Consider the following 741-nt stretch of genomic DNA (forward strand, 5'->3'; position numbering starts at 1 on the left):
CGCTGATGCTGCCGCTGCTCGCCATCGTGCCGTTTGGTCCGCTGCTTGCCTGGAAGCGCGGCGACGTCCTTGCCGCCTCGCAGCGCCTGATGGCGGCCTTCGGGCTAGCGATCGCCGCGATGCTGGTCACCGGCCTGTTTATCGATGGCGCCTCGGTCTTCGCTGCGCTTGGCGTCGGCCTCGCCGTCTGGCTTGTCGCCGGCGCGCTGACCGACCTTGCCGTCAAGTCGGGCATCGGCTCGGTGGCGCCGGCCGACATGCTGAGACGCTTTGCCGGCCTGCCGCGCTCGGTCTTCGGCACCGCGCTTGCCCATCTCGGCCTCGGGCTCACCTTGCTCGGCATCGTCGGCACGCTTTCGTTCGGCACCGAGAAGATTCTCACCATGCGCGCCGGCGAGACGGTGGAACTTTCCGGCCACACGCTGCGCTTCGAAGGACTGTTTCCTCAGAAAGGCCCAAACTTCACTGAGGAGCGCGGCCGCTTCCTGCTGATTGGCGCCGATGACAATGCCGATGGCGAGATCACCTCTGCAAAACGCTTCTATCCGGTGCGGCAGACGGTAACGACCGAGTCCGGCATCAGGACGCTGGGTGTGAGCCAGCTCTATCTGTCGCTCGGCGATGAGGGCAAGGACGGCTCGGTCGTCGTGCGCCTGTGGTGGAAGCCGTTGGTGACGCTGATCTGGGGCGGCGGACTGGTGATGATGGCGGGCGCCGCCATGTCGCTGCTCGACCGCCGCC

At 66.9% G+C, this 741-nt stretch carries 1 protein-coding gene; it reads left to right on the top strand.

Annotated elements, in window-relative coordinates; all coding sequences use genetic code 11:
• Nucleotides 1-741: cytochrome c-type biogenesis CcmF C-terminal domain-containing protein (locus EOA49_RS32235; protein WP_281058473.1), on the top strand; the 741-nt coding region annotated here is incomplete at both ends.

The organism is Mesorhizobium sp. M1A.F.Ca.IN.020.04.1.1 (assembly GCF_003997315.1).
Classification (GTDB): Bacteria; Pseudomonadota; Alphaproteobacteria; order Rhizobiales; family Rhizobiaceae; genus Mesorhizobium.